Source organism: Kitasatospora sp. NPDC094016, from assembly GCF_040304045.1.
Taxonomy (GTDB): Bacteria; Actinomycetota; Actinomycetes; order Streptomycetales; family Streptomycetaceae; genus Kitasatospora.
Genome location: NZ_JBEOUK010000038.1, coordinates 50,529 through 76,807, shown reverse-complemented (window position 1 = coordinate 76,807; position 26,279 = coordinate 50,529). Strand labels below are relative to the sequence as shown.

25 protein-coding genes and 1 pseudogene are annotated in these 26,279 nt (G+C 73.8%); 10 read left to right on the top strand and 16 right to left on the bottom strand.

Going from position 1 to position 26,279, the window contains the following annotated elements; all coding sequences use genetic code 11:
- Window positions 1-222 precede the first annotated feature (222 nt).
- The 5 genes from ABT015_RS28520 (at window position 223) to ABT015_RS28500 (ending at window position 2,727) form a co-directional block, all read left to right on the top strand.
- Window positions 223-663 carry an NUDIX hydrolase gene (locus ABT015_RS28520; protein WP_350884021.1) on the top strand — a complete coding sequence of 147 codons (441 nt, stop codon included), beginning with the start codon at window positions 223-225 and terminating at the stop codon, window positions 661-663.
- Window positions 660-1,244 (top strand): P-loop NTPase family protein, encoded by a 585-nt coding sequence (locus ABT015_RS28515; RefSeq protein ID WP_350884019.1) that lies wholly within the window; start codon window positions 660-662, stop codon window positions 1,242-1,244. Before ABT015_RS28520 ends, ABT015_RS28515 begins: the two co-directional genes overlap by 4 nt.
- A gap of 6 nt (window positions 1,245-1,250) precedes the next feature.
- Window positions 1,251-1,382 (top strand): hypothetical protein, encoded by a 132-nt coding sequence (locus ABT015_RS28510; protein ID WP_350884018.1) that lies wholly within the window; start codon window positions 1,251-1,253, stop codon window positions 1,380-1,382.
- A gap of 45 nt (window positions 1,383-1,427) precedes the next feature.
- A complete protein-coding gene (locus ABT015_RS28505; protein ID WP_350884016.1) occupies window positions 1,428-1,916 on the top strand; it encodes an NUDIX domain-containing protein in 489 nt (162 codons plus the stop codon).
- Window positions 1,917-2,094: 178 nt separating this feature from the next.
- On the top strand, window positions 2,095-2,727 hold the full coding sequence (locus ABT015_RS28500) for a DUF5753 domain-containing protein (RefSeq protein ID WP_350884014.1): 633 nt from the start codon (window positions 2,095-2,097) through the stop codon (window positions 2,725-2,727).
- Between the two features lie 16 nt (window positions 2,728-2,743).
- On the opposite strand, the pseudogene ABT015_RS28495 reads toward ABT015_RS28500, so the two are convergent.
- Window positions 2,744-2,890: pseudogene (locus ABT015_RS28495) on the bottom strand (family 1 glycosylhydrolase); the annotation flags it as partial.
- 251 nt (window positions 2,891-3,141) lie between these two features.
- Between ABT015_RS28495 and ABT015_RS28490 the strand changes: the two are divergent.
- A complete protein-coding gene (locus tag ABT015_RS28490) occupies window positions 3,142-3,366 on the top strand; it encodes a hypothetical protein (protein WP_350884012.1) in 225 nt (74 codons plus the stop codon).
- A 153-nt stretch (window positions 3,367-3,519) separates the two neighbouring features.
- Here the strand turns inward: ABT015_RS28490 and ABT015_RS28485 are convergent, their stop codons facing one another.
- From ABT015_RS28485 to ABT015_RS28475, 3 genes are read right to left on the bottom strand one after another with little or no spacing between them, the layout of a single operon-like run.
- On the bottom strand, window positions 3,520-4,917 hold the full coding sequence (locus tag ABT015_RS28485) for an NAD(P)/FAD-dependent oxidoreductase (RefSeq protein ID WP_350884010.1): 1,398 nt from the start codon (window positions 4,915-4,917) through the stop codon (window positions 3,520-3,522).
- Window positions 4,914-6,374: a cytochrome P450 gene (locus ABT015_RS28480; RefSeq protein WP_350884008.1), complete on the bottom strand. Its 1,461-nt coding sequence runs from the start codon at window positions 6,372-6,374 to the stop codon at window positions 4,914-4,916. The genes ABT015_RS28485 and ABT015_RS28480 overlap by 4 nt, the downstream gene beginning before the upstream one ends.
- Window positions 6,371-7,513 (bottom strand): terpene synthase family protein, encoded by a 1,143-nt coding sequence (locus tag ABT015_RS28475; RefSeq protein WP_350884006.1) that lies wholly within the window; start codon window positions 7,511-7,513, stop codon window positions 6,371-6,373. Before ABT015_RS28475 ends, ABT015_RS28480 begins: the two co-directional genes overlap by 4 nt.
- A gap of 249 nt (window positions 7,514-7,762) precedes the next feature.
- On the opposite strand from ABT015_RS28475, the gene cpt reads away from it, so the two are divergent.
- The gene (gene cpt, locus ABT015_RS28470) at window positions 7,763-8,314 is read left to right on the top strand and encodes a chloramphenicol phosphotransferase CPT (RefSeq protein WP_350884004.1); all 552 of its coding nucleotides are present in this window, start codon (window positions 7,763-7,765) and stop codon (window positions 8,312-8,314) included.
- 126 nt (window positions 8,315-8,440) lie between these two features.
- Here the strand turns inward: cpt and ABT015_RS28465 are convergent, their stop codons facing one another.
- The 7 genes from ABT015_RS28465 to ABT015_RS28435 all read right to left on the bottom strand — a co-directional run bounded on the left by ABT015_RS28465 (window position 8,441) and on the right by ABT015_RS28435 (window position 18,126).
- A complete protein-coding gene (locus tag ABT015_RS28465; protein ID WP_350884002.1) occupies window positions 8,441-9,211 on the bottom strand; it encodes a class I SAM-dependent methyltransferase in 771 nt (256 codons plus the stop codon).
- 3 nt (window positions 9,212-9,214) lie between these two features.
- Window positions 9,215-9,985, bottom strand: coding sequence for an SDR family oxidoreductase (locus ABT015_RS28460; protein ID WP_350884000.1), 771 nt, complete (start codon window positions 9,983-9,985; stop codon window positions 9,215-9,217).
- On the bottom strand, window positions 9,982-10,842 hold the full coding sequence (locus ABT015_RS28455) for a TauD/TfdA family dioxygenase (protein ID WP_350883998.1): 861 nt from the start codon (window positions 10,840-10,842) through the stop codon (window positions 9,982-9,984). The genes ABT015_RS28460 and ABT015_RS28455 overlap by 4 nt, the downstream gene beginning before the upstream one ends.
- 18 nt (window positions 10,843-10,860) lie before the next feature.
- Window positions 10,861-12,135 carry an aspartate aminotransferase family protein gene (locus ABT015_RS28450; protein ID WP_350883996.1) on the bottom strand — a complete coding sequence of 425 codons (1,275 nt, stop codon included), beginning with the start codon at window positions 12,133-12,135 and terminating at the stop codon, window positions 10,861-10,863.
- A 133-nt stretch (window positions 12,136-12,268) separates the two neighbouring features.
- The gene (locus ABT015_RS28445) at window positions 12,269-16,675 is read right to left on the bottom strand and encodes a non-ribosomal peptide synthetase (protein WP_350883994.1); all 4,407 of its coding nucleotides are present in this window, start codon (window positions 16,673-16,675) and stop codon (window positions 12,269-12,271) included.
- Window positions 16,672-17,262 (bottom strand): DUF6309 family protein, encoded by a 591-nt coding sequence (locus ABT015_RS28440; RefSeq protein WP_350883992.1) that lies wholly within the window; start codon window positions 17,260-17,262, stop codon window positions 16,672-16,674. The genes ABT015_RS28445 and ABT015_RS28440 overlap by 4 nt, the downstream gene beginning before the upstream one ends.
- A gap of 66 nt (window positions 17,263-17,328) precedes the next feature.
- Window positions 17,329-18,126 (bottom strand): phytanoyl-CoA dioxygenase family protein, encoded by a 798-nt coding sequence (locus ABT015_RS28435; RefSeq protein WP_350883990.1) that lies wholly within the window; start codon window positions 18,124-18,126, stop codon window positions 17,329-17,331.
- 362 nt (window positions 18,127-18,488) lie between these two features.
- On the opposite strand from ABT015_RS28435, the gene ABT015_RS28430 reads away from it, so the two are divergent.
- The 3 genes from ABT015_RS28430 to ABT015_RS28420 all read left to right on the top strand — a co-directional run bounded on the left by ABT015_RS28430 (window position 18,489) and on the right by ABT015_RS28420 (window position 20,198).
- Window positions 18,489-19,166, top strand: coding sequence for a TetR/AcrR family transcriptional regulator (locus ABT015_RS28430; RefSeq protein WP_350883988.1), 678 nt, complete (start codon window positions 18,489-18,491; stop codon window positions 19,164-19,166).
- A 139-nt stretch (window positions 19,167-19,305) separates the two neighbouring features.
- Window positions 19,306-19,500 carry a DUF1918 domain-containing protein gene (locus ABT015_RS28425; RefSeq protein WP_350883986.1) on the top strand — a complete coding sequence of 65 codons (195 nt, stop codon included), beginning with the start codon at window positions 19,306-19,308 and terminating at the stop codon, window positions 19,498-19,500.
- 50 nt (window positions 19,501-19,550) lie between these two features.
- The gene (locus ABT015_RS28420) at window positions 19,551-20,198 is read left to right on the top strand and encodes a DedA family protein (protein WP_350883984.1); all 648 of its coding nucleotides are present in this window, start codon (window positions 19,551-19,553) and stop codon (window positions 20,196-20,198) included.
- A gap of 88 nt (window positions 20,199-20,286) precedes the next feature.
- Here the strand turns inward: ABT015_RS28420 and ABT015_RS28415 are convergent, their stop codons facing one another.
- From ABT015_RS28415 to ABT015_RS28395, 5 genes are all read right to left on the bottom strand, one after another.
- Window positions 20,287-21,540, bottom strand: a complete 1,254-nt coding sequence (locus tag ABT015_RS28415) for an MFS transporter (RefSeq protein ID WP_350883982.1) — start codon at window positions 21,538-21,540, stop codon at window positions 20,287-20,289.
- A 5-nt stretch (window positions 21,541-21,545) separates the two neighbouring features.
- Window positions 21,546-22,154 carry a GNAT family N-acetyltransferase gene (locus ABT015_RS28410; protein WP_350883980.1) on the bottom strand — a complete coding sequence of 203 codons (609 nt, stop codon included), beginning with the start codon at window positions 22,152-22,154 and terminating at the stop codon, window positions 21,546-21,548.
- Window positions 22,151-23,293 carry a type III PLP-dependent enzyme gene (locus ABT015_RS28405; protein WP_350884049.1) on the bottom strand — a complete coding sequence of 381 codons (1,143 nt, stop codon included), beginning with the start codon at window positions 23,291-23,293 and terminating at the stop codon, window positions 22,151-22,153. Before ABT015_RS28405 ends, ABT015_RS28410 begins: the two co-directional genes overlap by 4 nt.
- Window positions 23,294-23,443: 150 nt before the next feature.
- Complete coding sequence (locus tag ABT015_RS28400) at window positions 23,444-24,832, bottom strand: DUF6271 family protein (protein WP_350883978.1); 1,389 nt, start codon at window positions 24,830-24,832, stop codon at window positions 23,444-23,446.
- Window positions 24,814-25,908 carry a phytanoyl-CoA dioxygenase family protein gene (locus tag ABT015_RS28395; RefSeq protein WP_350883976.1) on the bottom strand — a complete coding sequence of 365 codons (1,095 nt, stop codon included), beginning with the start codon at window positions 25,906-25,908 and terminating at the stop codon, window positions 24,814-24,816. Before ABT015_RS28395 ends, ABT015_RS28400 begins: the two co-directional genes overlap by 19 nt.
- Between the last annotated feature and the right edge of the window lie 371 nt (window positions 25,909-26,279).

The following is a 26,279-nucleotide window of genomic DNA, read 5'->3' as shown; positions in this document are numbered from 1 at the left end:
GGCAATCGCCTTACCAGTATGACGAGTTGGGGCCGTTCACCGGATCGTGTGGCATCTGCCGCGACACGCCGACACTGCCTCGCCGGGCCGCCTACGGTGGGACACCTGCCGACGCACTCACGTACGACTGACGATCACCAGTTTGATCGCAGCTTCGCCATGTCCTGAACCAGCCGGACTCCCCGCGCTGGCTCTCTCCCGCCCCTGGAAGGAGACATCCCCGTGCCGCACACGCTGGGTGTCGGAGTTCACCTGGTCCTGATCGAGAACGGCCGGGTGCTGCTCGGACAGCGTGCCAACACCGCGTTCGCCGACCAGCACTGGCACGCTCCGGCCGGCCACCTCGAAGCGGGAGAGTCCGTCCTGGCCGGCATGGCCCGCGAGGCCGACGAGGAACTCGGCATCACCATCCGGGAGGAGGACCTCGTCCTGGTGCACACCCTCCACCACCTCGACGCCGACGACGGGGCCGGACGCCTCCAGCTGTTCTTCACCCCCCGCGCGTACACCGGCAAGATCACCAACCGTGAACCGGACAAGTGCACCGCTCTCCGCTTCTGGCCGCTGGACGGCCTTCCGGAGCCGATCGTCGGCTACACCGCGGACGCGCTCACGCAGATCACCGCCGGCCGCCCGCTGTCCGTCGTCGGTTGGCCGGCATGAGCGCCGTGAACCACCCGGTGCCCCCAGCGACCGGGACGCCTGCCGGGAGCGCGGAGACCCGTCTCGTGGTCGTTCGGGGAAACTCGGCGTCGGGCAAGTCGTCGGTAGCGGCGGGCATCCGGGACCGGTTCGGGCGGGGCCTGGCCGTGGTCGCGCAGGACAACCTCCGCCGCATCGTGCTGCGCGAGCGGGACCGCCCCGGCGGCGCGAACATCGGCCTGATCGACACCGTCGCCCGGTACGCGCTGGGCGCCGGCTACCACGTCGTCATCGAAGGCATCCTGTACGCCGACCACTACGGCGAGATGCTTCAACGCCTGGTGGACGACCATCGCGGCGTCACCCGCTGCTACTACCTCGACATCCCGATCGACGAGACGCTGGTCCGGCACGCCTCGAAGGCCGACCGCGAGTACCTGGCGGCCGTCACCGAGCGGGAACTGCGCGACTGGTACCGCGAGCACGACCTGCTCCCGGGCGGCATCGAGACCGTCGTCGGCAGCGACAGCACCCTCCACGACTCGGTCGACCGCATCATGCGCGACACCGCGCTCTCGGAGCTGGCCGGCCGCGACACCTAGGAGCAGTTGCCCGACCGCCGCGCCCGCTCCAGCGACCGCGCCACCGACGCCGACGCCCCGCTCTACCGCAGCCTCGGCTTCGCACCCGTCGACGGCTTCATGGCCCTGCGCCCCACCTCACCAGGACGGACCGGCTGACCGCCGCGACTCCGCCCATCCATCCCCCTTGACGAGGAGTACCTGATGCACGAGACGAGCAGGCTGTCGGTCGGCGTCATCGCCCACGACCTGAACACCGACCGGATCGCCACCGTCCACTACGCGCAGCGCAGTTGGACACCGGGGCCCGCGTGGACGATCCCCGGCGGGAAGGTCGACCCCGGGGAGGAGATCGCCCATGCTGCCGCCCGGGAGCTGCATGAGGAGGCCGGTCTCATCGCCCGGCCGTCCGACCTGCGCCTGGTGCACACGATCCAGGCCAAGGAGGGCTGGGACGGGGGCGGCGGGTTCGTTCTCTTCGTCTTCGCCACCAGCGAGTTCACGGGTGAGCTGGCCAACGTCGAGCCGGACAAGCACCTGGAGGTGCGCTGGCACCACTCCGCCGACGTCCTGCCCAACCCGATGTTCCCGACATCCAAGGCCGCAGTGGAGGCGTACCTCGCAGGTGGGCCCGCGTTCTCCACCCACGGATTCGACACCGCCTCCGGCGGGCACCAGCTCGTCGGAACGTGATCGGTGTCCGCCGGACCCCGTCGGTCCGCCCAGTAGGACCTCGGCGGCCGCCTGCCCCACCCGACCACCTCGACCACCTCGACCACCCAGACCACCCCGACCACCCCGACCACCGCCAGCGTCTGACCGCCTACTCACTACCCCCGACCCGAACATTCCGACCAGCAGGGAGAAGCCAGTGAGTGCACCGACCCCGCCCGAGATGCCGCAGCCATCAGCCCCGACCCCGTCGTGGGACGACCTGCTGCACCGCGGTACCGAGCACATCCAGCGTGCCTTCCACGAACTCGTCGCCGCCACCAGCGACTACGCCGGGCACAGCCCCGACCTGATCTGGGGCAACCTGCAGACCCCCGAGTACGCACGGGAGGTCCTGCGCATGGTCGCCAACCTGCACCAGCTGCCCGACGACTCGCGCGCCGGTGCGGCCGAACGCACCGCCCGCGCCCGCTACCTCGGACAGGGCGGCCGCACCTACCACGTCCTGCTCGGCGAACAGGCCCTGCTGACCGGCATCGGCGGCCCCGAGGTGATGCGTGCCCAGCTGGAACACCTGCTGGCCACCCTCGATACACCCGGTCTGCAACTCGGAATCATCCCCGCCCGAGCCCGCCTGAACATCTACCCCGGCGACGGCTTCGGCATCCACGACGGCACCCGAGTGGAAGTGGAGGGCTACCGCGGGTGCGAGACCATCACCGACCCCAAGCGCGTCGGCCTCTTCCACCGGGCGTTCCGGCTGCTCCAGGAGTCCGCCGTCTACGGGCCAGGCACCCGCGCCCTGATCACCGAGGCTCTGCACGGCTGGTGAGCCCCACCTCGTCCCGCCCGTCGAGGGCGGCGCCGGGGCGGGCGGCGAAGACGTCCCAGACGGACGGCCCGCGACCGTCCTCGGTCACGGCCCCCTCGATCTGGTAGGCGGCGGTGGCGGCGCCCCGGCGGAACCCCGTCGGCAGGTCGTAGCGATCCGGCATGACTGCCTCCTGACGAGAACATGAGGGGAACTCATGTTAGTGGCGCGGCACCGAAACGCCAGGGGCAACCGGCCACCACCACAAGGGAACAGCCGCCACCCGGCCGGAGGAACGCGGCGCGGCCCCGGCGGGCGTGGCCGGACACGCCCCGACCCGCCCGCGCGCCATCCCACCGGGCCCCGTCCGGTGGCCGACCGCCGGGGAGGGGGGTTGCATGGGGTGACCGGGCCCCAGCGATTCGGGAGGCTACCGTGTACGAGATGTGGGCCGAGCACGACCCGGCGGTGTCACCGCCGGCCGTGGTGTGGCACGTGGTGACGAAGAACGACTCGTCGACGTCCCTGTGCGGACGCTTCCTCGAACCCGCCCAGCGCGTCGCGCCGGCTGCGGGTGTCGAGGAGTCGGCGGGCCCGGACCGCTACTGCGATCCATGCCTGATCACCGTTCGCGAGGCCATGGCCGCGGCGACTCGGTGAGCGGAGCCGCTTGGCCGCCCCAGGCCTGTCCGACCGATCCGGGCGGGACAGGGCCTGGGCGTTCGACGGCGGCGACGGCGACGGCGGCGACGGCGACGGCGTGAACTGGAGTGCCGGAGCGGGAGGTTGGGCGGTTCCGACCGGCCGGGCCCGTCAGTACGGCCCGGCCAGTGCGGCCACCCCCGGGAAGCGGGCGATCGCCTGGCCGGCGGTCGGCGGGTGGGCGCGCCGGGGTCGTAGTGCGCCGAGGGCCACCGCGGGTCTGGCCAGCCGGGCGGGTCTGGCGGCGAGGGAGAACACCTCGAAGTAGGCGGCCGAGACGGCAGGGTCGGTGAGGGCCGCGCCCAGCACCCGGCGGGTGTACCAGCGGGTGAACACGGCGGCGGGCCCGGCGGCGGTGGCGGGGTGGCTCGACAGCGCGTCCGGGAAGCCCTCGTCCTGGTCCTTGGCCATGTCCCAGGGCGTGTCGACGATCCTGGCGATCCGCCGCTGGATCAGTGCGCTCACCCCCGGGTGCAGGCCTTCGCTGTCGACGGCGGCGCGGATGGCGGCGGCGCACTGGGCTGCGACCGTCATGCCGTGCCCGTACACCGGGTTCAGCGCCGCCACCGCGTCGCCGGTGGCCGCGAACCCGGCCAGCGGGCCGCCCTCGTAGCACTCGTAGCGGCGTCGGCGGTTCAGCGTCCCGTGGCAGGTGCGGATCGGGCCGAGCGGGCGGGCGGCGCGGGCGAGGTCATGGACGACCGGGTGGTCCAGCGCCTTCAGGAAGTCGTGGAACTCGCGCTCGCCCCGGGCGGGTTCGCCGCCCCGGGTGCCGGAGAGCGTGACGATCCAGCGCCCGTCCTCGATCGGGATGATGGTGGCGCCCCGACCGGGCCGGCCACGCCCCGGGACGGGCACGATGCTCACCACCGGGAAGCCCTCGTTCCCGCCCGGTGTCTCGAACACCCGGGCGGCGTAGGCGAGTCCGGCGTCCACCGTCTCCTCGCACAGGCCCTTGACGCCCAGCGCGCGCAGCCATTCCGGGGCACGGGAGCGGCGGCCGGTCGCGTCCACGACCAGATCGGCCCGCAGGGTCTCCCGCGAGCCGTCCGGGTTCTCGATGTGGACCCCGACGATCCGGCCCGGGCCGCCCACCAGGCCGAGGACGGAGGTGCGTTCGCGGACCGTCACGTTCGCCTGCTCGCGCAGCCGCCGCCGCACGACGTGGTCGAGCAAGTGGCGACTGCACGCGATCAGGTAGGCCGGCGAGTCGAAGCCCTGGAGCCAGCCCGGCCCGAGGCGCATCAGCAGGCCGGCGGGGATCGAGCGGTAGTGGGCGCCGGCGGCGAGCAGGGCGTCGAGCGTCCCGGGCAGGACCTCCTCGACGGCGTCCGCGCCGCCGCCGAGCAGGATGTGGCTGAACTCGCCCTGCGGCAGGCCCCGGCGCGGGCCGGGCAGGACGGGCAGGACGTCCTGTTCGAGAACGGTGACGCTCCGGGCGTGCGGCGCCAGGGCGGCGGCCGCCAGCGTGCCGGCCAGGCCGCCGCCGAGGACGAGGGCCGTGCTCACCCGGCGGCCCCGGTGCGGACGAGGCCGTCCCGGCGGGTCGCGCGCATCCACACCGGGCCGGGGCGCAGCGTGGCGAGCGGCACCTCGCGGACGGTCCGGCCGGGGACGGGCTCCAGCCGCCAGGCCCGCATGATCGTGGCGAGCAGCAGGACGGACTCGGTCATGCCGAACTGCTCGCCGACGCAGCGGCGCGGTCCCGCGCCGAAGCCGATGAACGGGCCGCGCTGCGGGTGGACGCCCACCCACCGCTCGGGGTCGAAGCGGTCGGGGTCGGGGAACAGGGCGGGCTGGCGGTGGAGCAGGTAGGGGCTGTAGATGACCGAGGTGCCCTCGGGCAGGCGGTGCGCGCCGAGTTCGGTCTCGGTGGTGGTGACGCGGGTGAGCAGCCAGCCCGGGGAGTACAGCCGGACGGCCTCGCGGACGACCCTGGTGGTGAGCTCCAACCCGGCCACGCTCGCTGACGTGCCGGCCGGCGCGGTGGCGTCGGCCTCGGCCAGGTCCGCCTCGGCCGCGTTCACCCCGAGCACGTTCACCCCGAGCACGTTCACCCCGAGCACGTTCACCCCGAGCACGTTCGCCCCGAGCACGTTCGCCCCGGCCGCGTCCACGTGGGCCGCGTCCACCTCGGCCCGGACCCGGTCGGCGATGTCCGGGTGCTGGGCGAGCAGGTGCAGGGCCCACACGGTGGAGTTGGCGATGGTGTCGAAGCCGGCGGCGAAGATCGTCATCACCTGGTCGGTGACCTCCGCGTTGGAGAGCGCCTGCCCGCCCGCGTCGGCGGCCACCAGCGTCGACACCAGGTCGCCCCGGTCCTCCGGATCCGCGCGGTAGGCGGTGACGACCTCGTCGACCAGGTGCACCAGCCGGGTGCGGGCGGCGTCGTAGCGGCGGTTGGCCGGCAGCGGGATCCGGTTGAGCCGGTGGGGCAGCAGCATGCGCCGGTAGGAGCCGCCGATGAGCAGCACGAAGTCGTCGACGGTCTCCTGGAGGCCGGTGAACGGCAGCCGGGTGAACAGGGTCGAGACCAGGCTGCGCCCGGCGGCCAGGCTCAACTCGGCGGTGATGTCGACCTCCTGCCCGTCGCTCCAGGACCCGGCCAGCCGTCGGGCCTCCCGGGCCATCACCTCCGTGTACCGCGCGATCCGGTCGGCCCGGAAGGCGGGCTGGACGTAGCGGCGCTGGCGGCGGTGGTCGGCGTGGGGGCAGGTCACCAGGCCGTTGCCGGCGAAGTCGCGGACCCGTTCGAACAGGAACCCGCCCTTGTCGAAGACCCGGTCCTCGCGCAGGACGTGCCGGGTCAGTTCCAGGTCGCAGACCACCACGGCCGAGACCGGCCCCAGCCTGATCTGGACGAGGCCGCCGTACGGGGGGAGGGAACGCAGGAACGCCAGCGGGTCGCGCAGGAACGGCACCAGGTGCCCGAGCAGCGGCAGGCCGCCGGGCGGACGGGGGATCATCGCGGTGACTCCGTACGGTAGCGGGCGGCCGTCGCCGTCCAGTGGATGAGCGCGCGGGTGAAGCGGACCAGTCCGAGGGCGAAGGCCCGCACCTCGCCGGGCGACGACGGGTCGCGGGCGATGCCGTCCGCCAGGAACTCCAGCGTCGTCGACTCGGCCTCGCACAGGGCCCCGAGCCGGGCCGACGCCTCCTCGGGGGCCAGGCCCTCGTGGACGGTGAACGAGCGCAGCAGGTTCTTGCCGTTCCCGGCGGCGGACTCCCCCTCGGCTGAGTAGAGGTCGTTGACCCAGCAGACGACGTGGTTGAAGCGCATCAGAAGGTCCGTCACCCTCGGGTGCCGGAACACCTCGTCGGCGATGTCCAGGCCGTGAGCCAGCTCGATCCAGCCCGCCGCGCACGACACGGCGCCGTCCTGGTCCCGGCGGCGCAGGTACTCGGGGACGGTCTGCACGGCGCCGGCCGGGGCGGCGGCCCCGGGGGCGCGGAAGTCGGGAGTGTGGAAGCCGGGAGTGTGGAGGCCGGGAGTGTGGAGGCCGGGAGTGTGGAACGGGGCATCGCGGAAGGGGGTGCCGTGGAGCGCGGCCTCGTCGAGGTAGCCGAGCGAGGTGTCCAGGTACGCGCGGAAGTACGCCGCGTAGCGCGCCCTCCACTGTGGCGGCGTCAGCTCGACCGTCTCTCGCCACAGCACCGCGAACGCCTCGACGAGTGCGTCACCGGGCGGCTCGACGCCGTCCGAGCCGCCCTCCGAACCGCCGTCCGAACCGCCCTCCAGGACGTCCGTGAGTGCCCGGACGGTCCGTCGGGCCGCCGTGACGGGCCCGCCGATCCACTGGTCGTCGAAGCGGTCGTCGAGGATCCAGGTGAGCACCAGCCACTTCGCCGCCGCGACCAGCCTCGGACCCCGGGGGACGTCGCCCCACGCCTCCGCCACCAGGTCCAGGTGGCCCTGTGCCAGGAACCCTTGGACGTCACCGCCGAGCACGTCGCTCGCCACCAGCCACGCCCCGACGTCCCGGCGGAGGGCGTCGGCCTCGCCGTGCGGCGCCGGTCTGGCGACTCCCGCGAGGAGGTCCGGGCCTCCGGGGTGCTCGGCGGCGAGGCCACACATGCCGCGGTACGGCGAAATGCCCATGCCCATGCCCGTGCTCCCCCTCGCTCACCACTTCCGACCCGGCCGGTCGGAGAAGGACCAGTCTGGCCAGCCACCGCGACTGTTCAAAGCGCAACCATCGCTTTTCCCCCGCACGAGTGACCGCGCCGTCACCACGTCGACACGGACCGTGACCAATGCCACTCCCTCGACGTGCCCCAGCCGTCGGCGGCCGGGCTCCCGCCGGGCGTCCGATATCCGGTTGGGGCGTGGCGCCGGAGTGGCTACGGTGTCGGGATGGCGACTCAGGTGATTGTGCTGAACGGTGGTTCCAGCTCGGGCAAGTCCGGGATCGCCCGGTGTCTGCAGGCGGTGCTGCCGGAGCCCTGGCTGACGGTCGGGGTCGACACCCTGATCGAGGCGATGCCCGCGTCCCTGCACGATACGGACGGGGGCATCGGCTTCGCAGCCGATGGCGGGGTGAGCGTCGGGGCGGCGTTCCGGGCCTTGGAGGCGGCATGGATCACGGGGGTCGCGGCCATGGCGGGGGCGGGCGCGCGGGTGATCGTCGACGAGGTCTTCCTCGGCCGGACGGAGTCCCAACTCCGCTGGGAGAAGGCGCTCGTGGGCCTGGACGTGCTGTGGGTCGCGGTCCGCTGCGAGGCGGCGGTGGCCACCGGCCGGGAGCTCGCCCGGGGGAACCGGATCCTGGGGATGGCCGCCTCGCAGGCGGAGCTGGTCCACCAGGGCGTGCGCTACGACCTGGAGGTGGACACCTCGCGCACCGAATCGCTGGAGTGCGCGCGGAGGATTGCCGCCCACCTTGGCGGCGACGGCGCCGGCGGGTGACCTGGGCCCGGACCCAGCCGGTCCCGGCCCTGACCGACGCGGAGTCGGTGTCGGTCAGGGCCGGGACCGGGACCAGACCTCAGGCGTCAGGCCTCAGGCGTCAGGCGTCAGGCCTCAGGCCTCAGGTCAGGGCTTCTCCCGGTGCCGCCACCGCACCGGGTCGGCGGCGCTCGGCACCGACGCGCCGGCTCCCGGCGCCCCGGCCCCGGTCCGCGCCAGCGGCCGGTAGTCGGCGCACGACAGCACGAGCAACTCGTTGTCCCCGGGCTGGAATTCGTAGTCCACCCGCTCCACCCGGCTCGGGATCCCGAGGGCGTCCAGGTGGTGGCGCAGCCCGTCCAGCTCCCCGTAGCGGACGCCGGTGTCGTACACCATGACGGGGAAGAGCCGGACTTCGCGGCGGGCGATCCGGGCGAGTTCCAGGAGGGCCGCCAGGTGGAAGTCCCCGTCCAGCCGGTTGCCGTACGAGAAGAGCAGGTGCGAGCTGAGCACCAGGTCGAAGGAGTCGTCGGCGAACGGGAGTTCGGGCAGTGAGCCGGCGACGTAGCGGTCCGGGCGGGCGGCGATGTCGGCCTGGAAGTCGCGGGCGTTGGCGATCCACTGCCAGGTGAGGCGGTCGGGGTCGCCGTACCACGTCCAGACGAAGTCCGATGCGTCCCGGACCAGCTGGTCGCGCTTGTGCCGGGTCTCCCGTTCGACGAGGACGCCGAGATCCTCCCGGTGGTGGGCGTACTCGCGGTCGACGGCCACCGCGTCGATGCCGCGCCGACCGGCCTCGGCCGTGAAGGCGGCCGCGCCGCCCGGGCAGTCCAGGATGCGCCGGCCGGGGGCGAGGTCGCCGTCGGTGAGCGCGAACATCGCCCGGTACTCGTCGAAGGATCGCGCGCTGACCAGCACGGTTCAGCCCCTCCCGACGTACGGCATGGTGGTGGGCAGGACGGTCAGGGACTGGACGTTGGTGTCCGGCGGCATCGAGGCCATCAGCAGGACGGCCTCGGTGAAGCGTTCCACCGGGATGGTCGCCTCGACCGCCATCGTGCCGTCCGCCTGCATGGCGGCGGGCTGCGGGCCGCCGTCGACCGGGGTGACGTTGCCGACGTCGATCTGGCCGACCGCGATGCCGTGCGCGCGGCCGTCCAGGGAGAGCACCTTGGTGAGGCCGAGGACGGCGTGCTTGGCGGCCGTGTAGGCGATGGAGTTGGGGCGCGGGACGTGGGCGGACGGCGCGCCGTTGTTGATGATGCGCCCGCCCTGCGGGGACTGGGTGCTCATCACCCGGAAGGCCTCGCGGGCGCAGAGGAAGCCGCCGGTGACGATGGTGTCCAGGACGCGGTTCCAGTCCTCGAACGGGGTCTCGGTGATGGGCCGGCGCGGGGCGGCGGCGCCGGCGTTGTTGAACAGCAGGTCGACCCGGCCAAAGTGGTCGCGGACGGCGTCGAACAGGGCGGCGACCTCGTCCGGTTGGCGGATGTCGGTCGGGACGGCCAGCACCCGGGCGGGGTCGACGTCCGCGAGGGCGATGGTCTCCTGGAGGGCGTCCTTGCGCCGCCCGGCCAGTGCGACGGACCAGCCGGCGCCCAGCAGCGCCAGGGACACGGCCCGGCCGAGCCCGCTGCCGCCGCCCGTGACGACGGCCGTCCGCCCGTGCGGCGCCTGTACGCTCCCGGTCACATGTCCTCCGTGTTCATCCAGATCCGCAGCATCCGCCGGGAGTTCGGGGCCGGCTCGTCCACGTAGGGCGAACGCCCGTGCAGGACCCGGCTGTTGCGGATGATCAGCAGGTCCCCGGCGGCCATCGAGAGGCCGAAGGCGATCTCGGGCCGGTAGAGCACCTCGTCGAGCACGCCGAGCGCGTCCCACTGGCGGTCCGTCAGCGGCGGGCCGCCACGGTCGGGGGACGAGCGGACGGTGCGGGTCTGGTAGTAGCAGGCGATGGTCCCGTCCTTCTGGGTGTAGAGGATCGGGGAGACCACGACCTGGGGCCCGGCCCGACCGGTCCGGTCGAAGGTCCAGTCCTCGGTGAGGGTGGCCAGGGCGTCCGGCCGCTCCCGCCTGATCAGGTCGTAGACGTGCCGTGCGCTCGCCAGCTTGGTCAACCCTCCACCGTTGTAGGCGGGTTGGATGCAGAGCAGGACGAGCAGGTCGCAGGTGTCGCAGTGGAAGCCGAGCTCGGTGTTGCCGTCGCCGTCCTGGTCGCGCAGCACCTGGGTGAAGTCGCCGCGCCCGTTCTGCGGGACGATCTCGCCGAAGTCCCGCAGCAGGAAGGACAGGGCGGCCGCGACCTCCTCCTCCGGGGCGGTCGGATCCATCAGTCCGGTGACGTGGGCGACGCCGACGGAGCGGGCGCCGCCCTGGACGAGCGCGCGCAGCTTCGCCCGGACCGGCTCGGCCGCGCCCCACCGCTCGGCCCGCGCGTCCGCCCAGAGCAGTTGTCGCTCACCCTCGTCGAGCGGGAGCGACCACTGCTCCCGCCGTGCCTCCAACTCCTCGCTGCTCCAGCCGATTTCGGACACCGTGTCGTCGTACATGTGCGGAACCACTCCTCTCTACCGCTGGGCGGCGGCCGCCGCCACCGCCTTGGACCAGAGCGCCAGCGCCTCGTCGACCTGCCCGGCCGTGACGGTCAGCGCCGGAATCATCCTCACCACGTTCAGGTGGACGCCGCAGATCAGCAGCAGCAGGCCGAGGTCGGCCGCCGCCTGCTGGGCACGCTTGGCGGTGTCCGGATCCGGGGAGCCGTCCGGGTGGCAGAACTCGTTGCCGATCATCAGCCCGAGGCCCCGGACGTCGGCGACGCCCGGTGCTCCGGCGGCGACCGCCCGCAGGCCGTCCAGCAGCCGCGCCCCCTGTTCGGCGGCGTTGTCGACCAGCTGCTCGTCCCGGATGACGTCCAGCGTGGCCAGCGCGGCGGCGCAGGCCACCGGATTGCCGCCGTAGGTGCCGCCCTGCGAGCCGGGCCAGGCCCGCCGCATCAGGTCGGTCGGCGCGGCGATCGCGGACAGCGGGAAGCCGCTGGCCAGGCCCTTGGCGGTGATCAGGACGTCGGGCACCACGCCGTCGTGGTGCAGGTGGGCCCAGAACCGGCCGGTGCGGCCGAAGCCGGTCTGGATCTCGTCGACGACCAGCAGGATGCCGTGCCGGTCCGCACGCTCGCGCAGCCCGGCGAGGAACCCGGCGGGCGCGGGCACGTAGCCGCCCTCGCCGAGCACCGGCTCGATGAACATGGCGGCGGTCTCGGAGGGGGCGCTGACGGTCGCGAGCACCTGGTCGAGTCCGCGCAGGGCGTGCTCCACGGCCTGCGCCTCGCTCAGCCCCAGGCTCAGGCCGAGCCGGAAGGCGTCGGGGAACGGCGCCACCGCGACACCGGGCATCACCGGGCCGATGCCCGCGCGGAAGCGGCTGCCGGCCGTGGTGAGCGCGGCCGCGCCCATGGTGCGGCCGTGGAAGGAGCCCTCGAAGACGATCACGTTCTGCCGGCCGGTGGCGTGCCGGGCGAGCCGCAGCGCCGCCTCCACCGCCTCGCTGCCGGCGGTGGCGTAGAACAGCGAGTCCAGGCCGGACGGCAGCACCTCGCCGAGCCGCTCGGTGAGGGTGAGCAGGGGGTCGTGCAGCACGGTGGTGTACTGGCCGTGGATCAGCCGGCCGGCCTGCTCGCGCACCGCCTCCACCACGCGCGGGTGGCAGTGGCCGGTGCTGGTCACCCCCACGCCGGAGGTGAAGTCGAGGTAGCGGCGGCCGTCGGCGTCGAAGAGGTGGAGCCCTTCGCCGCGGGTGGCGACGACGGGGGTGGCCTGCTTGAGCACCGGGGAGAGCTGGGACACGAGGTCCGCCTTCCATGGGTCTGGGGGGTACGGGTCGGTGGGGGCGCGGCTCACGGGGCGGCGGCGCGCCGGGCGGGTCGGTACGGCGGACGGGGGTCGGTCCTGCGGACGGGAGTCGGTGCGGCGGACGGGGTCAGTGCGGCGGTGCGACGGGCGGCAGGTAGCCGGCCTCGGCCGCCCGGGTGAGCGCGGCCGACCACCACTGCGGGGTGGGCTCGGCGAACCGGACGCCCAGCCGGTCCAGCACGGAGGTGGTGTACGCGCGGTCCACGAGGACGTTGCGCTCCTCCTGGAGGGACCACGCGGCGGCCAGCCCCGCCGCCGTCGGGTGGTCGCGTTCGGCCCGGGCGATCGCCGCCGCGAAGGCCTCGTCGTCGGTGAGCCGGACGGGGTGGCCGTGGCCGGCGAGCCAGCGGACGAGCTCGTCGTGCGGCGTCTCGTGCGGGCTTTCGACGTGGTAGGCGCCGGGCGCGGCGTGCGGGTCCAGCGCGATCGCGGCGATCCCGGCGGCCACGGTGTCGACGTAGGAGAACGCGTAGGTGGTGCGCGGCCGGCGCGGGGCGGCGCCGGCCAGCAGGTAGCCGCGGATCAGCTGGTAGATCCGGTTGTCGCCGATGTTGGCCTGGAAGGCGCCGGTCCGGCTGTGCGCCGCGATGTGGCCGCTGCGGTACAGGTAGGCGGCCCGCCCGGTGGCCGCCCAGGCGCGGACGGTCTGCTCGGCGGCGAACTTGGTCCGCTCGTACGGGGTGCGGAAGTGCTGGCCGATCCGCAGGTCGGCCTCGCTGAAGCGGCGGGGCGGGCCGTCCACGCCGCCCGCGACGGCGAGCGTGGAGACGTGGTGGACGCGGGCCGCCGGGGCGTGCTCGTCGATCCAGCCGAGCAGCCGCCGTACCGCGGTGTGGTTGGTCCGCTCCAGCTCGTCGGGCGAGGCCACCAGCCGGACGTCCGCGGCGGCGTGCACGACGAGCTGCGCGCCCCGGGCCCGCTCCAGTCCGGCCGGGGACAGGCCCAGCCCCTCCCGGTCGATGTCCCCGGCGACGACCCGGATCCGGCCGTCGTCGGCGCCCGCGCCCAACCGCCGGACGGCGCCGGCGTCGTGCTCGGCCCGGACCAGGCAGGTGACGTGGGCGCCCCGCTGGACGAAGGCGTCGAGCAGGTGCCGCCCCAGGTAGCCGGTGGCACCGGTGAGCAGCACCCGGGCGGGTTCGCGCACCGTGGTGCGGGCCGCCGGTACGGCGGGTGCCCGGCTGCCGGGGTGGAGCAGCTGGCCGGAGGTCGACAGTGGCTCCCGGACGGGACGGGTGGCGCTGCCGGCACCGACACCGGCCTCGGTGGCCACCGCCTCGGCGAACGCGGCGACGATCCGCTCGGCGGCGGGGTGCGGCAGACCGGGCCACCCGTACACCAGGTCGGCGACCAGCCGGTTCTCCACGATGCGGGCGGTGAGCCGCAGGTCGTACAGCGGGTCTCCGCCGGTACAGCGGGCCACTCCGGCCTGCTCGTCCGCGACGGTCCAGTCCAGTGCGGGCTCGTCGGGCAGCCGGAAGGTGCCGAGGAAGTTGAACCCGGCGGCGGGGCGGGTGCCGGGTGCGTCCATCGCCTGGACGGGGGCCTCGCGCAGGCGCCGCGCGGCCCCCTCGGGGCCGGCCGACGCCTCGACCACCAGCCACTTGACGGCGGTGAACCAACCGACGGTGTCCAGGAATTCACCCGGATCGCCGACGGTGTCCCGGCCGTGGGTCTCCACCTCGACGGGCAGCCGCGGGTGGCCGCTCCAGCCGGTCACGGCGTCGGCGAAGGCGGCCAGCAGGAAGGCCTCCAGGCCGGTCCCGCCGCCGTGGCGGCCGACCAGCCGGGCGGTGCCGTCCTCGTCGAGCGTCCAGCCGACGGCCGCCGGCTGCGCGCGGACCACGGGTTCCGGCAAGAATTCCGGCGCGAATTCCGGCGCGGACTCCGCAGAAGCGGACTCCGGAGAAACGGACTCCGGAGAAACGGACTCCGCAGAAGGCGACACCGGCGCCGGGGGCGGCGGCGCGGCAGCGGCCCACTGGTAGAAGTCCGGGGTCGGCGGCAGGTCGGCCGGCTTCTGGTCGAGCACCGCCCGGTAGGCGTGGGCGAGGTCGTCCAGCAGGATGCGCCAGGACAGCCCGTCGACCACCAGGTGGTGCGCGATCAGGGCGAGCCGGTCGTCGGTGCCGGGCGGGCCGGTGAACAGGTGGGCGCGCAGCAGCCGGCCGGCCAACGGGTCCAGGCTGCGCTGGAGTTCGGTGCAGACCCCGGCGACGGTCTCGGCGATCGGGGCCGCCCCGCGCGGGATCCGGGAGAAGGACAGCGGGTCGAGGTCGGCCACCGGCCGGGGTGCGTCGTAGCCCTCCGGCGAGACGGGCCGCCGCAGCGCCGGGTGGCGTTCCAGGACGGCCGCGAGGGCGGCCGAGAGCGCGGCCGGGTCGACGGCCGTCCGGCAGCGCAGCAGGACGGACTGGTTCCAGTGCCGCAGGTCGTCGACGGACCGCTGGCGGTACAACCACCTTTGGGCAGGGGCGAGTTGAATCCCCCGGCCGCCGCTTCCGGTCCGCCCGGCCGGAGCCGCGGCCGGAACCGGAACGGCTGCGGCGGCTGCGGCCAGGCCGTGCGCGGTCGGGTGCCGGTAGAAGTCGTCGTAGTGGACGCGCAGGCCCGACCGGCGCAGGAAGGCGACGGTGCGCATGGCGAGGATGGAGTCCCCGCCGAGGTCCAGCACGTCGGTGTGCGGCCCGACCCCGGGCAGGCCCAGTGCGGCCGCCCAGAACCCGGCGATCGACCGGGCCAGCGCGTCCCCGCCCGAGGACGGCCCCGACTCCGCCCGGGCCTCGACCAGTTCGGCGACCAGCTCGGCCAGCCGCTCCCGGTCGAGCTTGCCGTTCGGCCCGACCGGGAACTCCGGCAGGGTCAGGATCGGCTGCGGCACCGAGTAGCCGGGCAGCCGGTCGCGCAGGTAGGAACCGATCCCGGCCAGCCCGGCGCCGTCGGCCGACAGCCGTACGGCGGCCAGGAGTTGGTTCCCCACGGCGGTCTCCCGGACCAGCACCGCGGACCGGGTGACGCCCGGGAAGCCGTCCATCGCCCGCTCGATCTCGGCGAGGTCGACCCGGTAGCCCCGGATCTTGACCTGGCGGTCCACCCGGCCGAGGAAGACCAGGCTCCCGTCCGCCCGGCGGCGGCACAAGTCGCCGGTGCGGTACATGCGTTCACCGTCGTGGCGGACGAAGGCGCGCGCCGTCTCGGCGGGCCGGCCGAAGTAGCCGGCGCTGACGCCCCGGCCGCCGATCAGCAGCTCCCCCACCGCGCCGTCGGGCACCGGCCGCCCGTCGCCGTCCAGCAGGGCGAGCCGCACCTCGCCGATCCCGGTGCCGATCGGGACGGTCGGCTCCTCGGCCGGCAGTTGGCGGGAGGTGGCGGCCAGGAAGCAGGTGGCGCCGACGGTCGTCTCGGTCGGGCCGTAGTGGTTGACCAGCCGGGCGGTGACGCCGGTGTCGAGGAGGCCGGCCGCGAACGGGCGCGGCAGCGCCTCACCGCCGAGCAGCACGGTGTGCAGGGGCGGGGTGTCGCCGGGCCGGCCTTCCAGCAGGACGGTCAGGTGCGAGGGGGTGGTCTTCAGCACGGACACCCCGGCGCGCCGCAGCGACGCCCAGAACGCCTCCGGGTCGCGCACCTCGCCGTCCGGCACCACGTGCACCGAACCGCCGACCGCGAGGGCCAGCAGCCAGGCGGTGTGGCCGAGGTCGGCGGCCAGCGTGGTGACGTGCGCGACGCACGGGGCGTCGGCCTCGGTGAAGCCCAGCCGGTCGGCCAGTGCCCGCGCGTAGTGCACCGCGTTGGCGTGGGTGACGGCCACCGCCTTGGGCTCACCGCTCGACCCCGAGGTGAAGGACAGGTACGCGGGGTCCTCGGCCGCGCCGGGCATCAGCTCCTCGGCCCCGCAGAGCAGGAGGTCACCGGCCCCGCAGGGCATGAGGTCCTCGGCCGTACCGGGCGCGCCGCCCGGTGCGCCGGGCAGGCCCTCCGGCCCGGTCAGCCGGTCGACGTCCACCACCTCGGCCGGATGGCCCTCCGGCCCGGGGAAGGCCGCCTCGGTGCTGAGCACCCGGCCGATCCGGACGGCCGCCAGCCGCCGGGCGAGGTCGGCCGCCGACCAGTCCGGGTCGGCCATCACGGCCGCCGCGCCCGAGCGCAGCACGCCGTGCAGCAGCACCAGCATCCGGGCGTCCCGGGGCCCGAGCAGGGCGACCCGGTCGCCCGGGCCGGTGCCGGACGCGGCCAGCCGGGCCGCGATCCGGCCCGCCGCGGCGTCGAGGGTGCGGTAGTCGAGGGTGCGGTCGCCGTCGGTCAGGGCGGCCCGGTCCGGGTGCTCCCGGGCGAGCCGTAACAGGAACCCGGACAGTGACCGGGCGGACGACGCGGCGGACGCGGCCTGGTCGGACGGCGTGCACGGTGTGGACGACGAGGACGGTGTGGACGGTGTGGACGGTGTGGACCGGACGTGCTGCGTCGCGAAGGTCACTCCGGCTCGCCTCCCGTCCGGGCCGCCCGCCCGGCGCGGACCGCCCCGGTCGCGTGCGGGTCCACGACCAGGGGGTCACCCGCGAGGAACGCGTCCAGGCGCGGCCGGTCGGGCAGGCGTCCGGCCAGCTCCCAGGCCAGCATGCGGTGCAGGCCGTCGATGTGGATCAGTCCCTCCCGGACCAGCAGGTCCGTGTAGTCGGAGTGGTCGACCGCGCCGGTGCTCAGGTAGACCGGGGTGAACGGGGCCCACCGCAGCAGCCGGAGCTTGGCGGCGCAGACCGGGTTCGCGGCCGACCAGGCGGCCTCGTCGGAGCGGATGCGCTCGGCCGCCTCGGCCACCGTCAGGCCGGAGCGGGGCACGAGTTCGCGCGCACCGCCCTCGCTCAGGTGCCAGGGCAGGACGACGCCGAGGACGTCCGAGCGCGAGAGCCGGACGCGCCACCAGCCGCCGGGGATCCGGCCGGCGCGTTCGACGTTCTCCTCGCCGTCCCGGTTGCTGTTCGCCTCGTGGGTGCGCTCCGCCGGGTGGTCCCGCAGGTAGGCGTGGTGGACCTCGGCGTAGGCGACGGCGGTGACGATCTCCACGCGGTGCTCCTCAGACAGTTCCGATCAGGCGGTTCCGATCAGACATTTCTCGCCGGACGGTTCCGGTCAGGCGGTTCCGACGTACTCGGTGAAGTGCCGTTCCGCGAACAGTTCCGGCCACCGGCCCTCGGCCAGGCCGAGTTCACGGGCCCGGGCGAGCATCAGCCGCCAGTGCGGCTTCACCGGGCGCCAGCGCGCCCCCACCTGGCAGTAGGAGGCGTCGATGAAGTAGCGGGGCCTGCCCGGGCCGTCCGGCGCCGGTCTGCGGGTGTGGAACAGCGCCGAGTTGAGCAGCACCGTGGAGCCGGGCGGCAGCCGGTCGATGACCACCTCGCCGGGCAGTTCGGCGGTGCCGTGGTGGGCGTACGCCGTCTTGCCGACGGTACGCCGGTGCGAACCGGGCAGGACGGCCAGGCTGCCGACCTTCTCGTCCAGGCCGCCGAGGTAGTGCAGCGCGTGGACCATCAGCAGCGACGGGTCGGCGCGGTCGTTGGGCTCGCAGTCGTGGTGCCAGGCCTTGCCGGGGATCCCCGGGGCCTGGCGGTCGCTGTGCAGGTGGTGGAAGACGAAGGACGGCCCCATCAGACCGGCCAGCGTCCGTAACAGCGGTGGGTGGGTGAGGAGTTGGCCGTGGGCCGGCAGTTCCAGCTCCAGTACCGGGGGCGGGCCGTGCCGGGCGGGGTCGGTGCAGGCGGCTATCGAGCGGGCCCGTAGGCCCTCGTCCACCCAGCGGTCGACCTCGGGGGCGAGCCTGGCCCCGAGCGGCTCCGGCACCAGGCCGGGCAGGACCAGGTATCCGGACTCCAGGAACTGGCGGTGTTGCTCGGTGTCTAGGGCTTCACGCCCTCCGGAAGTCTGCGTCACCGAACCGGCCCCCTCCTTCCGGATGACGGGTCGCACAGTCGGGCACGGCGGATCGGACCTGAACAGGTTGTATGAAACGCACGGGATCATCCAGACCTCGGGTGGCGCCGGGTTCGTCCGTCGTCGCCACAGCTGACACACGTTCACCACGAAAGGGCACGAGTTGATCACGCAAGGTATCCGCTGAGGAGTATGAACCGTTGTTCGTGTCCACCACAAGACCATCGCCGACTCGTGGACATCTTCCCGCCACCGTGACGTTCAGCTCCAGCCACCGATCGACTCGTTTCCCGCCCGAAACTCGTGACCCGTTGCGCCCCGGTGATTCGCCGCTGGCACAGCGGATGCGGCACAGTGACGTCATGAGCGGCGACACCAGGAGTCACGAGAGCGCCGGGCGGGGCCCCGTGACCAGGCGCCGTCCGGTCCAGCAGCGCAGCCAGGAGCGGTATGGCCGGATCCTCGACGCCTGCGCCGGGCTGCTCGACGAGGTCGGCGCCACCGCGCTCACCACGAAGGAGGTCGCCCAGCGCGCCCAGGTGCCGATCGGCACCCTGTACCAGTTCTTCTCCGGCAAGGAGGACCTGCTGGCCGCCCTCGCCGGCCGCAACCTCGACCGCTACCTCCAGCGGCTCGACCACCGGCTGGCGACCGCCGCGCCCCTCGGCCCGGCCGGGTTCACCGACCTCGCGGTGGAGGAGTTCGTCGCGATGAAGCGCGCGGTACCCGGATTCGGCCAGCTCGACTTCGGCCTCGCCGACGCGGCCGCCCCCGCCGGGCTGCGGGACGACCGGCACCTGCTCGACCCGGGCGTGGACAACAACACCGCCGTCGCGCTGCGTCTCCAGGCGCTCGGCGGCGAGGTGTTCGCCACCGGCGACCCGGCGGCGCTCACCCTCGCCCTGCGGGTCGCCCTGGAGGCCGCCGACGCGGTGCTCAAGCTGGCCTTCCGCGGCGATCCGCAGGGCGATCCGGCGCTGATCGCCGAGTGCAAGCGGCTGGTCCGCGGCTACCTCGCGGAGCAGCCGCCCGCCGGCTGAGCCCGGTCCCCGCACGCCCTTCCCCGCCATCCGTCCCGCGCGTCCCGTCCGCCCGCGCCGTTGCGGGCCCGCCTCCGCCGCAGCACAGTGGAAAGCGGAACGGCCGCGGAGGCGGCCGCCACGACCCGAGGAGCAGACCATGCAGGCAGCGGTAGGTGACCAGCTCCACATCCACAGCAGGTCGGTGGGCATGACGGACCAGAAGGGCGAGATCGTCGAGGTGCGCGGCACCGACGGCGAACCGCCGTACGTGGTCCGCTTCGAGGACGGCCACGAGGGCCTGATCTACCCCGGCCCCGACTGCAACATCGAGCACCGCACGGCGGACCGCTGACCGACTCCCCCACCGCCCCGCACCCCACCCGGGCGAGGTGGTGAGCAGCGGTGTCCGCCCCCACGACCCCGCTGCCCGGAGCGCTCGCCGGGCTCGCGCCACTGCTGGACCACTACGGGTACCTCGCGGTGGCGCTGCTCGTGCTGCTCGACAACTGCGGCGTCCCGGTGCCCGGGCAGACCGTCCTGGTGCTCGCCTCCGTGTACGCCGGCAGCGGCCACCTGGACTTCGCCGCCGTCCTCCTGATCGCCATCGGCGCCGCCGCGCTCGGCAACAGCCTCGGCTACCTGATCGGCCGTACCGGCGGGCGCGCCTTCGTCCACCGCTGGGGCCGCTACGTGCTGCTCACCCCGGCCCGGATGGAGCGCGCGGACGGCTTCTTCGCCCGGCACGGCGGCAAGGTCGTCACGGTCGCCCGGTTCGTGGACGGGCTGCGCCAGACCAACGGCATCATCGCCGGGACGACGGAGATGCCCTGGCGCCGGTTCCAACCGTTCAACCTGCTCGGCGCCGCGCTGTGGACGGGCGTCTGGGGCGCCTTCGGCTACGTGGCCGGGGCCAACATCGGCGCCGTCTACCGGACGGCGATCCGCTACCAGCTCTGGTTCGCGATCGGCCTCGGGCTGCTGGTCGCGGTCCTCCTGCTCCGGCAGGTGCTGCGCTACCGGCGCCGGAGCCGCACCGACGCGGGAAGCTAGGGCAAACGCCACTTACTCAAACGGGCTCCATAGGGTACTGACCTGCGAAAACTCGCCCTGGAAGCCGCCAGAGCCACCGGCATCGAAGCTAGGTCCCGTCCGGGGCGAGTCGGCCGTCGCGGGTCTCGGGACGGGGCTCGGGATGGGGCTCGGGGCGGGGCTCCGGGGCGGGCCAGCTGATCCGGGTGGCGCAGAGCGAGACGACCGCGGCGGAGACGGCTACGGCGGCCATGCCCCACACCAGGCTGGTGGCGTCGGCGATGAAGCCGATCACGGCGGGCCCGGCGAGCAGCCCGGTGGTGCCCATCGCGGCGACCAGGGAGAGCGCGTCCGAGCCCTGGCGGGCCGCGGCGACGTAGACGCACGGGGTGACCGCCGCGACGCCGAGGCCGACGCAGGCGAAGCCGATCAGGGTCGGCACGACGCCGCCGACGAGCAGCGCGAGGGCCAGTCCGGCGCCGGCCAGCAGGCTGCCGGTCCGCACGATCCGGCCGTCGCCGAAGCGGGTGCGCCAGCCGTCCGCGAAGATCCGGGCGAGCACCATCATCACCGAGACGACGGCGATGCCCAGCGGGGCGAGCCCGGCACCCGCGTTCACGACGTCCTTGAGGTACAGCGCGGACCAGTCGTTCATGGCGCCCTCGGTGACGGTGCCGAACACCATCGCCAGGCCCATCCAGAGGGTCGCCGCGGCCGGGAGGACGAAGCGGCGGCGGTCCTTCTTCGCGGCGGACGCCTGCGCCTGGTCCGGCCCGTCCTGCGCCGCGGCCGGTGCGTCGTCCGTGAGCAGTCCGGGCCTGGCGGCCACGACCAGCACCGCGAGCAGCGCGGCGGCGACCCCGAAGTGCACGGCGAGCGTGCCGGTGAAGGCGGTGACGCCGGAGGCGAGCAGCGCGGCGAGCAGCGAGCCGGCGCTGAAGGTGGCGTGCAGGCGGGACATGGTGGTCCGCGCGTAGCGGGCCTCCAGCGCCGCGCCCTGGGCGTTCATCGCGACGTTCAGGCAGCCCACGGCGACGCCGTCGCAGAACAGCACCAGCAGGGTGAGCGGGTAGTCGGGCACCACGGACAGGGCGACCAGGACGCCGCCGAGGGCGAGCGCGGAGAGCACGGACAGCAGGCGGGAACCGAACCGCCGCATCAGCACCGCGACCAGCGGGAAGGACACCGCCGCGCCGACCCCGCAGGTCATCAGCAGCAGGCCGATCTGGGCCTCGCCGAGGTCGAGCCGGGTCTTCAGCGCGGGGATCCGGGAGACCCAGGTCGCGTACTGGAATCCGAGCAGGAAGAACAGTGCGGCGATGGCCAGTTGGGACCGGCGGAAGTCGTCGCGAACGGGGGACATGTGCATCAGCCCACTTCGGCTCTGGGTGGGAACCCGGGGGACGGGTCGGTGGAGGGGGTCAACGCCTGGACGGCGGCCGGGACGGCGGACGGGGCCGGGACGGCGACAGAAGCAGCGGCCGGGCTCAGCGGCATCGCCATGTAGAGCGCCTCGGGGCCGTAGCTCCCGGGCAGTCCGATCTCGGGGCGGGCGCGGTAGCCCAGCGGGGCCCACACCACCTGCGAGCCGCGGACGGCGACCAGGGACATGGTGCGGTAGCCGCGGGCCCGGGCCACCTCCTCCAGGCCGCGCAGCATCCGGTGGGCCAGGCCGCGGCCGCGCAACTCCTCGGCGACGACCAGGTCGTGGAGGTGCATGTTGGACGCGCGGACGCCGCCGGCCTCGGCCCGGCTGAGGTCGGGGCACTGGAACAGCGGGTAGGGCAGGGCCAGCAGGTAGCCGCCGAGGCCGCCGGCGTGCTCCAGGACGAAGCAGGTGTCGGGCGAGGCGCGGTGGCGGGAACGCAGCGCCTCGCGGCCTTCGGACAGGCCGCTGGCGGCGTAGGCGCGCTCCTCCAGCGCGACGACGCCGTCCCAGTCCCCCTCCTGGAGCAGCCGGATGCGGAGGTCGGTCATCTGCCCGAGTCCCCGTCCGGGCCGCCGGTCTGGCCGATGCAGGTGTAGGGCAGCGGCTCGAAGCCGTTGAACCCCTGGGTGGTGTAGGCGGTGGCGTAGGCGCCGCAGGAGTGGATCCAGACCGGTTCGCCGGAGGCGATCGCGCGCGGGACGCGCACCAGGCCGTCCTCCTGGGCGTACGCGTCGTCGCTGTCGCAGGTCGGGCCGGCGACGACGGCGTTGACGAACTGGCCGCCGGGGTGGGTGGGGAATTCGAGCCGGTACTGGAGCTCGTCCATCTCGTACAGGCCGTTGAACTTGCCGCAGCTCAGGAAGAGCCAGTCCTCGCGGGTGCCGTCGAGCTGGTGCCGGGAGGAGAGCCGGGCGACGTGGGCGCGGATGGCGCCGTGGTCGGCGACCAGGTGCCGGCCGGGCTCCAGCAGGAAGTCCAGCGGCGCGGCGTTGACGGTGCGCAGCCGGTCCATGCCCTCGCGGATGACCGCGAACATCTTGTCCAGCGGCGGATCGAGCGGGCGGCCGTGCCGGTCCAGGACGCCGAGGGCGGGCAGGCCGCCGCCGAGGTTGATCCGCTGCGGGGTGATGCCGCGCCAGTTGAGCGCCTCCAGGACGGCGGCGAGCGAGTCGACAGCGGCGCCCCAGGCTTCGGCGGTCATCTGCTGGGAGCCGACGTGCACGGAGAGTCCGGACGGGGTGAGGCCGGCCGAGCGGGCGGCGTCCAGGACGCGCAGGGCGTCCTCGGGCGAGCAGCCGAACTTGCGGCTCAGGCCCCACAGCGCGCCGTCGCCCGAGGTGGCGACCCGGCAGAACACCCGGGAACCGGGGGCGTGTTCGGCGATGGCCGCGACGTCCTCCAGGCTGTCGGTGGCGAAGTCGCGCACGCCCAGCCGGTAGGCCTCGGCGATGTTGCGGTCGGACTTGATGGTGTTGCCGTAGTGGATGCGGTCGGGGCTCACCCCGGTGCGCAGGGCCTGGGCGATCTCCTGCGGGCTGGCCGCGTCGAAGCCGGAGCCGAGGGCGGCGAGGCGGCCGAGCACCTCGTCCACCGGGCAGGCCTTCATGGCGAACCGGACGGCGACGTCGGGCAGTTCGCCGATCAGGTCGGTGTACTGGCGCTCGATGCCGTCGAGGTCGTAGATGATCCGGTCGTCGGTGGCGGCGGCGAGGGCGGCGCGGAGCGCCGTCCGGTCGTGCGCGGCCGGGTCGGGCGCGACGCCGGTGTGGGCGGTGGTGTGGTGCGCCGGGGCGCGGTGGGCGATGGTCTGACGTATCACGAATGGCTCCCGGTGCGGCTACCGCGGCAGCCGGTCGGCGGGCGTGGCCTTGCTCGCCCGCATGAGCGGGCCCCACGCGTCGATCAGCAGCGCGAAGTCCTCGATGTCCGCCTGCGCTTCGTCGAGCAGACGCGCCCGCTGGGGCGCCAGGTGGTCGGCGAACTCGGCGTACTTCCCGCCGAGTCGCCGGTAGCAGTGGTCCAGCGCGTCGAGCCGTCGGTGGTTCTCCGCGCGGTCCGTCGCGGCGCTGCGGCGGGCGGAGTCGGCGATGACGTCGGCGCGGATGTGGTTCGCCTCGTCGAGGAGGGACCCGCCGGCCGCCTCCATCTCGGAGTAGACCGGGTACAGGTAGAGCATGGAGAGCAGGAACTTGGCGTAGCGCAGCTGGTAGGCGGTGAAGCCCGTGCCGGTACGCCGTTCCGGGGTGTAGTAGTTGACGATGTGCCGGTTGTGGACGACGCCGGGCAGGGTGGCGTCGCGGACGAGGTGCAGCAGGAAGTAGTCGCTGCCGATGGTGGCGGTGGCGGGCGGCAGCGGGACGCGGTCGTAGACCTCGTGGTCGAGGGCGACGTTGCACATGTCGATCCGCCAGATGTCGGGCAGGTCGAGCACGGCGCGGTCGTGGCGGAACGGGTCGGTGCCGCCGCCGGTGAAGGAGTCGGCGACGAGTTCGCGGCGTTCCCGCTCGCTCGCGCCGGTGGGCGCCCAGAGCGCGACGACCTGGTGGTAGGCGTCCGGGTCGAGTTCGCGGATCTCGCCGATGTCGACGGAGAGTTCACCGACGAAGGAGCCGCCGACCAGGGCGACGGGCTTGTCGGCGTGCACCGGGTCGAGGGTGACCTCGGTGACGGCGGCGGCCGCGTCGGCCGCCTTGAGGCCGAGCGTGGCGAGTTCGTGCTCGATCGGGAACACCGGTTCGCCGTCGAGCAGTTGGTACGCGCTGTCGGAGTCGCGGCGGTGCACGGAGGCGCAGCCGAGCGCGCCGGCGAGCAGGAACGCCCGGTTGGTGCAGGCGCCGTAGGAGACGGCGTCGGGGAGCATCAGGTCGAGCAGCTTGTCGCCGGGCCGCCCGTCCGGGCCGGCGGCGCCGGAGCGCTCGATCACGTCGCACAGGAAGCCGCGTTGGGCGGCCTCGTCGAGGTGGTGGACGACCACCTCCCCGGCCTCGAAGGCGGCACCGGACCCGGCACCGGACCCGAAGGCGGACGCGGCACCGGACCCGACGGCGGGCAGCGCGGCGACGGCCTCGGCGTGTCGCCGGTAGGTGGCCGGGTCGGCGGAGTCCAGGATCAGCAGGTGCACCCGGACGCCGAACCGCCGTGCGGCGTAGGCGGCTTCGGCGCCGATCGCGGCGATGGTGGCCGCGCACTCGCGGTTGGTGGGCAGGGTCAGGCAGACGGCGCGCATGCCGGCTCCCCCGCGGACTCGGCGGGCTGCTGCGGGGCGGGCCGGTCGCCCGTGGGCTCCGGGTCGTGCCAGGAGCGCAGGCCGAGCAGCCGCTCACCGAGTTCGGTGAGTTCGGCGGGCCCGTAGCGCAGCGACTCGTGGCGGGTCGCGTCGCCGACCAGGGTGCGGTTCCAGTCCGGGGTGGCGAGGGTGCGCCAGGACTCCACCCGGGAGCGGCGCATCTGCGCGGCCTCCTCCAGCGCGGGCATCATCGACAGGTACTGCACGGCGCGGACGCCGTTCTCGGAGGTGTTGCGGGCGACGCCGTGGGCGAGCAGGCCGTTCCAGATCAGCAGGTCGCCGGCCTTCAACTCGGGCCGCACCACCGGGAACTCGGTGCGGTCGACGTCCGGGCGGATCGGGTCGCGGTCGGCGGCCTGGGCGGCCTGCCACTCGTTGAAGCGGCGGAACAGCTCCGGGTTGCACTGGAAGCCGCCGTGGTCGGGCCGGGTGTCGTCGAGCGCGATGATGCCCTGGACGCGCTGGGGCAGCATGCCCTGGGTGGTGTCGACGTCCCAGTGCAGTTCGATGTCGAAGCCCCGGTCGGTGGGCTCGATCAGCGCGCGGTCGCGGTTGCGGATGTTCGGCGGGTTGAGGTTGAGCCGGTCGAGGGTGACCCAGAGCTCCTCGCAGTCCCAGACGTCGACGAAGGCGTCGTAGACCCTCCGGGCCTGCCGGCTGTCCCAGATCAGCTGGTGGTGGTAGGCCTCGACGAAGCCGTAGATGTGCAGTTCCCGGTCGAGTTCGTCGCGGTAGTCGCGTTCGCGGTACCAGTCGTCGGGGCGGTCGGGCGAGAGGCCCTGGAAGTCCCAAGCGAAGTCGAGCAGGCGCCGTGCGGCCTCGGCCGGGACGGCCTCCTTGACCACGATGTAGCCGTAGGTCTGCCAGAACGCGAAGTCCTCCTCGGAGAGCACCCGCAGCGGACGCTCCTTGCGGACCTCGCGCAGCGCCGTGCGCGCGAGGTAGCTCTCCCCGTCCTCGCTGAAGTAGGGGCGCGCCGAGGCGGCTCGGTGCAGATATCCGTCAGGGCTCGGCATGGGCAGTCACTCCATGGTTCGTAGTCGACGCAGCGCTTCCTGGACGCACAGTGCGGGCACGGCGAGCCGACGGCCCGTCACCGGCCGTGCGTGGAATTCAGTCCGTGGACCGCATGCCGTCCGCATGCGCTCCACCTCGCCCGGGCCCCGGCCGTGCAAGGTTCCGCCACGTCAGGGGGCCAACTCATCGGTCCGGCACGGCCTCTCACCCCGCCTCAGCCCCTGCCGAACCGCGCCCCTCATACGTTGGACTAGACCAACTAATGGTGTCAACCCTCGACGGCTGGTTACCAATAGGGAAATCCGCGCAGTTCAGATGGCCCCTCGGGGTTCGCTTTATGTTTCGGAGAGTGACATAAGCAGGGGTATGT

What these genes read in the sequence shown, in the direction of transcription:
- ABT015_RS28400 (WP_350883978.1), bottom strand. Translation starts at nt 24,832, where the DNA reads ATGCGCGCCGTCTGCCTGACCCTGCCCACCAACCGCGAGTGCGCGGCC.
- ABT015_RS28475 (WP_350884006.1), bottom strand. Translation starts at nt 7,513, where the DNA reads ATGGGCATGGGCATTTCGCCGTACCGCGGCATGTGTGGCCTCGCCGCC.
- cpt (WP_350884004.1), top strand. Translation starts at nt 7,763, where the DNA reads ATGGCGACTCAGGTGATTGTGCTGAACGGTGGTTCCAGCTCGGGCAAG.
- ABT015_RS28505 (WP_350884016.1), top strand. Translation starts at nt 1,428, where the DNA reads ATGCACGAGACGAGCAGGCTGTCGGTCGGCGTCATCGCCCACGACCTG.
- ABT015_RS28455 (WP_350883998.1), bottom strand. Translation starts at nt 10,842, where the DNA reads ATGTACGACGACACGGTGTCCGAAATCGGCTGGAGCAGCGAGGAGTTG.
- ABT015_RS28410 (WP_350883980.1), bottom strand. Translation starts at nt 22,154, where the DNA reads ATGACCGACCTCCGCATCCGGCTGCTCCAGGAGGGGGACTGGGACGGC.
- ABT015_RS28430 (WP_350883988.1), top strand. Translation starts at nt 18,489, where the DNA reads ATGAGCGGCGACACCAGGAGTCACGAGAGCGCCGGGCGGGGCCCCGTG.
- ABT015_RS28425 (WP_350883986.1), top strand. Translation starts at nt 19,306, where the DNA reads ATGCAGGCAGCGGTAGGTGACCAGCTCCACATCCACAGCAGGTCGGTG.
- ABT015_RS28395 (WP_350883976.1), bottom strand. Translation starts at nt 25,908, where the DNA reads ATGCCGAGCCCTGACGGATATCTGCACCGAGCCGCCTCGGCGCGCCCC.
- ABT015_RS28515 (WP_350884019.1), top strand. Translation starts at nt 660, where the DNA reads ATGAGCGCCGTGAACCACCCGGTGCCCCCAGCGACCGGGACGCCTGCC.
- ABT015_RS28415 (WP_350883982.1), bottom strand. Translation starts at nt 21,540, where the DNA reads ATGTCCCCCGTTCGCGACGACTTCCGCCGGTCCCAACTGGCCATCGCC.
- ABT015_RS28480 (WP_350884008.1), bottom strand. Translation starts at nt 6,374, where the DNA reads ATGATCCCCCGTCCGCCCGGCGGCCTGCCGCTGCTCGGGCACCTGGTG.